Genomic DNA, 3,962 nt, shown 5'->3' with positions numbered 1-3,962 from the left:
TCCGAGGGCATTCGCGCCGCGATCCCCGGCCAGCCGGGCGCCTTCGCCGCGGCGGTCCTCACCGGCGACCGCTCGGGCCTCGAGGCGGGGCCGGTCGAGGACATGCGGGACGCCAACATCGCCCATCTCCTCGCGATCTCGGGCCTGCACATGGGGCTGCTGACCGGCGTGGTCTACGGCGGCCTGCGCCTCGCCCTCGCGCTCGTGCCCTATCTCGCACTGCGCTACCCGATCCGGAAATGGGCAGCGGCGGGCGCGCTCTGTGCCGCGGCCTTCTACCTCGCGCTCTCGGGGGGCAACGTCGCGACCGAGCGCGCCTTCATCCAGGTCGCCGTCATGCTCTGCGCCGTCATGCTGGACCGGCGCGCGATCACGCTGCGCTCGGTGGCCATCGCGGCGCTGATCGTGCTCGCCCACCGGCCCGAGACGCTGTTCTCGCCGGGCTTCCAGATGTCCTTCGCGGCGACCGCGGCGCTCGTCGCCGTCTTCAACGGCCTGCGCGGGGCGGAGTGGCTGCGCGCCCGGCCCGGCTGGCAGAAGTGGCTCTTCGCGCTCATGATGTCCTCGATCGTCGCCGGCGCCGCGACCGCGCCCTACGCCGCGGCGCATTTCAACCGCGTCTCCGTCTACGGGCTCGCCGCGAACCTCCTGACCGTGCCGGTGATGGGCAGCCTCATCATCCCCGCGGCGGTGGTGGCCGCCATCCTCTGGCCCCTCGGCCTGTCGTGGCTCGCCTTCGCCGTGATGGAGCCGGGGCTGATCTGGACGCTCGAGGTCGCGCGGCGCGTCTCGGACCTGCCGGGCGCGGTGGACTTCGTGCCGAACCCGCCGCCGGGCACGCTCGGCCTCGTCTCGGCGGGCGGCGTCCTCCTGATCCTCTGGCGTGGCCGGGGGCGGTGGACGGGGCTCGCGCCCCTCGCGCTCGCCGGGGCGCTCTGGACGGGGGGCGAGCGTCCGGCGGTCCTGGTCTCCGACACCGGCGGCCTCGTCGGCGTCATGACGGAGGAGGGCAGGGCGCTGTCGCGGCCGCGGGGGGACGGCTTCGTGGCGGGCATCTGGCTCGAGAACGACGGCGACCGCGCCACGCAGGAGGAGGCGGCGGCACGCCCCGGCTGGGTGCCGGACGGCGCCGGCATGTCGATCGAGACGGGCGACCTGCGGATCTGGCACGGGGCGGGGCGCCGCGCGCTCGCCGACGCGGCGCGGGCCTGCGCGGACCATGACCTCCTCGTGCTGTCCGAACCGCTGGAGGGGGCCGAGCCCGTGCCGGAGGGCGCCCGTCCGGGGTCACGGGTGGCGCTCGCTCCGGAAGGGGCGGCTCCGACCGTGCCGCTCTCGCATCCGGCCGCGCAACCCCCCGGTCCCGCCCGCCCGGCATCCCCGGCCATGGCCGCATCCGCCGCGCCTGTCGCGGGCTGCATGATCCTCGACCCGGTCCATCTCGCGGGAACGGGCGCGGTCGCCATCGCGGCCGGGGGCGGCCGCTTCACCATCCGCACCGCGCGCGAGACGCAGGGAACCCGCCTCTGGACGCCGGATCCGTAGCTGCGGATCAGTAGGTGCGGATCAGCCCGACGAGCTTGCCCTGCACCGTCACCTGGTCCTCGCGCAGCACCCGCGTCTCGTAGGCGGGGTTCGCCGCCTCGAGCGCGATCATCCCGCCGCGCCTGCGGTATCGCTTCAGCGTCGCCTCCTGCCCCTCGACGAGGGCCACGACGATGTCGCCGTTCTCGGCCGCCGCACCCTCCTCGATCACGACGATGTCGCCGTCGTTGATCCCGGCCTCGATCATCGAGTCGCCGCGCACCTCGAGCGCGTAGTGGCTGCGCCCCGCGCTCAGCATCTGCTGCGGCACGGCGACATGCGAGGCGACCTCGCTGATCGCCTCGATGGGCGTGCCCGCGGCGATCCGGCCCATGACGGGAAGCTCCGAGGCCGAGGCCGCCGTCACCGGCATCGCGCCCCTCGGCTGGTTGGCGCGCGCGCCGTCGATCACCCGCGGCGCGAAGCGGCCGCCGCCCTCGACGGCGTCCGGCATCTTCACGATCTCGATGGCGCGGGCGCGGTGCGCGAGGCGGCGGATGAAGCCGCGCTCCTCCAGCGCCGTGATCAGCCGGTGGATGCCGGACTTCGAGCGCAGGTCCAGCGCCTCCTTCATCTCGTCGAAGGAGGGGGGGACGCCGTCGCGCTGCACGCGCCTGTGGATGAATTCCAGAAGATCGCGCTGTTTCCGGGTCAGCATTCCATGCTCCTCCTGCCGCGGCGTGATCGGCCGCTTCGTGCTCGTTCGCGTTACGTTCTACACCTGTTCCGTCCCTGTTGTCAACGAATCAGGTGGGTCACTCCGCGATGGGCCCGAGCGGCAGGTATTCCACGATCTCGCCCGCCCGCCGCGGCCCTTCGCCGATGGGCCGCACGAGAAGGCCGTTGGCGCGGCTCAGGATCGACAGGAGCGAGCTGTCCTGCCGGTCGAAGGGCACGATCTCGGGGATATCGCCCGTGGGGAAGACCTCGGCGCGCATGTAGTGCTCGCGCGGGCCGTTCGGGCCGAGGTCGGCGCCGAGCCGCGCGCGCCGCCGCCGCCGCGCGCCCGCCTTCAGCCCGAGGAAGGCGCGCAGCATCGGCACGAGGAAGAGATGCGCGCAGACGAGCGCCGAGACCGGATTGCCGGGCAGGCCCAGCAGCGCGGCCTCGCCGAGCCGTCCGGCCATCAGCGGCTTGCCGGGGCGCATGGCGATCTTGTAGAACACCCGTTCGAGGCCGAGCCCCCCCGCCACCGCGCCGACGAGGTCGTGGTCGCCCACCGAGGCGCCGCCCACCGTCACGATCAGGTCCGCGCCCGCGGCGAGGCCCAGCACCGCCTCGAGGCTCTCGCGGTCGTCGCGCGCGATGGGCAGGAGGCGCGCCAGGCCGCCCTCGGCCTCCACCAGCGCCTTCAGCCCGTAGATGTTGGAGGCCACGATCTGGTCCGCGCGCGGCGCCTCGCCCGGCAGGACCAGCTCGTCCCCCGTCGGGATCAGCGCCACCACCGGCCGCCGCGTGACCGACACCCGGGCCGAGTTCATCGCCGCGGCCAGCGCGAGATCGGCGGGCGAGAGGCGCCGCGGCGCCTCGATCCGCGCGCCCGCGCGGAAGTCGGCGCCCGCCGGCCGCACGTTCGTCGCCGCGTCGAGCCGGTCGCCGAGCACGATCGCCTCCCCCTCGCGCGTCACGTCCTCCTGGATCACCACCCGGTCCGCGCCCGCGGGCAGCGGCGCGCCGGTGAAGATCCTGAGCGCCTCTCCCGCCCCGATCGCGCCCGCCCAGGCGCGGCCCGCGGGCGCCTCGCCCACGACCGCAAGCCGTGCGCCCGGCCGCGCGTCCTGCGTCCGCACCGCGTAGCCGTCCATGGCCGAGGCCGCGAAGGGCGGCTGGTCGCGCGTCGCGAAGACCGGTTCCGCCAGCACACGTCCTGCCGCCTCGGACAGCGGCACCGTCTCCGCCGGCAGCACGCGCGCCAGCGCGAGGCAGGCCGACAGCGCCTCCTCGACCGTGATCATGTCGGCCCCTTCATCTTTCCGAAAATACGCACGACCCGGCCCGCCACCCGGATCACCGCCCGGCCTCGTAGCGCCCGGACTTGCCGCCCTCTTTCAGGAGGAGGCGCAGCCCGCCGATCTCCATGCCCTTCTCGGCGGCCTTCAGCATGTCGTAGACGGTCAGCGCCGCGACCGACACGGCGGTCAGCGCCTCCATCTCGACGCCGGTCTGGCCCGTGGTCTTCACCGTCGCGGTGATGCGCACGCCGGGCAGGGCGCGGTCGGGCTCGAGTTCCACGGCCACCTTCGTCACCGGCAGCGGGTGGCAGAGCGGGATCAGGTCCGCCGTCCGCTTGGCGCCCATGATCCCGGCGAGGCGCGCAACGGACAGCACGTCGCCCTTCCTGGCGCGGCCCTCCTCGACGAGGGGGCGGGTCGCGGGCG

At 74.5% G+C, this 3,962-nt stretch carries 4 protein-coding genes; 1 reads left to right on the top strand and 3 read right to left on the bottom strand.

What is annotated here, in order from left to right; all coding sequences use genetic code 11:
• Positions 1-1,545 (top strand): ComEC/Rec2 family competence protein (locus tag ACTS11_RS18475; RefSeq protein ID WP_442641756.1); only part of this gene is annotated, 1,545 nt, incomplete at its 5' end.
• Between the two features lie 7 nt (positions 1,546-1,552).
• Here ACTS11_RS18475 and lexA read toward each other — a convergent pair.
• From lexA to moaC, 3 genes are all read right to left on the bottom strand, one after another.
• On the bottom strand, positions 1,553-2,242 hold the full coding sequence (gene lexA, locus ACTS11_RS18470; protein WP_442641755.1) for a transcriptional repressor LexA: 690 nt from the start codon (positions 2,240-2,242) through the stop codon (positions 1,553-1,555).
• 97 nt (positions 2,243-2,339) lie between these two features.
• Positions 2,340-3,539 carry a molybdopterin molybdotransferase MoeA gene (locus ACTS11_RS18465; protein ID WP_442641754.1) on the bottom strand — a complete coding sequence of 400 codons (1,200 nt, stop codon included), beginning with the start codon at positions 3,537-3,539 and terminating at the stop codon, positions 2,340-2,342.
• A 52-nt stretch (positions 3,540-3,591) separates the two neighbouring features.
• Positions 3,592-3,962, bottom strand: a 371-nt coding sequence (gene moaC / locus ACTS11_RS18460) for a cyclic pyranopterin monophosphate synthase MoaC (RefSeq protein WP_442641753.1), incomplete at its 5' end; no start/stop codon positions are given.

This window comes from Roseicyclus sp. (genome assembly GCF_052168335.1).
Taxonomy (GTDB): domain Bacteria; phylum Pseudomonadota; class Alphaproteobacteria; order Rhodobacterales; family Rhodobacteraceae; genus Roseibacterium.
Note: the sequence above shows the minus strand (reverse complement) of the source record. Positions and strands in the feature narration are given on the sequence as shown.

Excerpts from the sequence above, each read along its gene's own strand:
- lexA (WP_442641755.1), bottom strand. The coding sequence starts at position 2,242 with ATGCTGACCCGGAAACAGCGCGATCTTCTGGAATTCATCCACAGGCGC.
- ACTS11_RS18465 (WP_442641754.1), bottom strand. The coding sequence starts at position 3,539 with ATGATCACGGTCGAGGAGGCGCTGTCGGCCTGCCTCGCGCTGGCGCGC.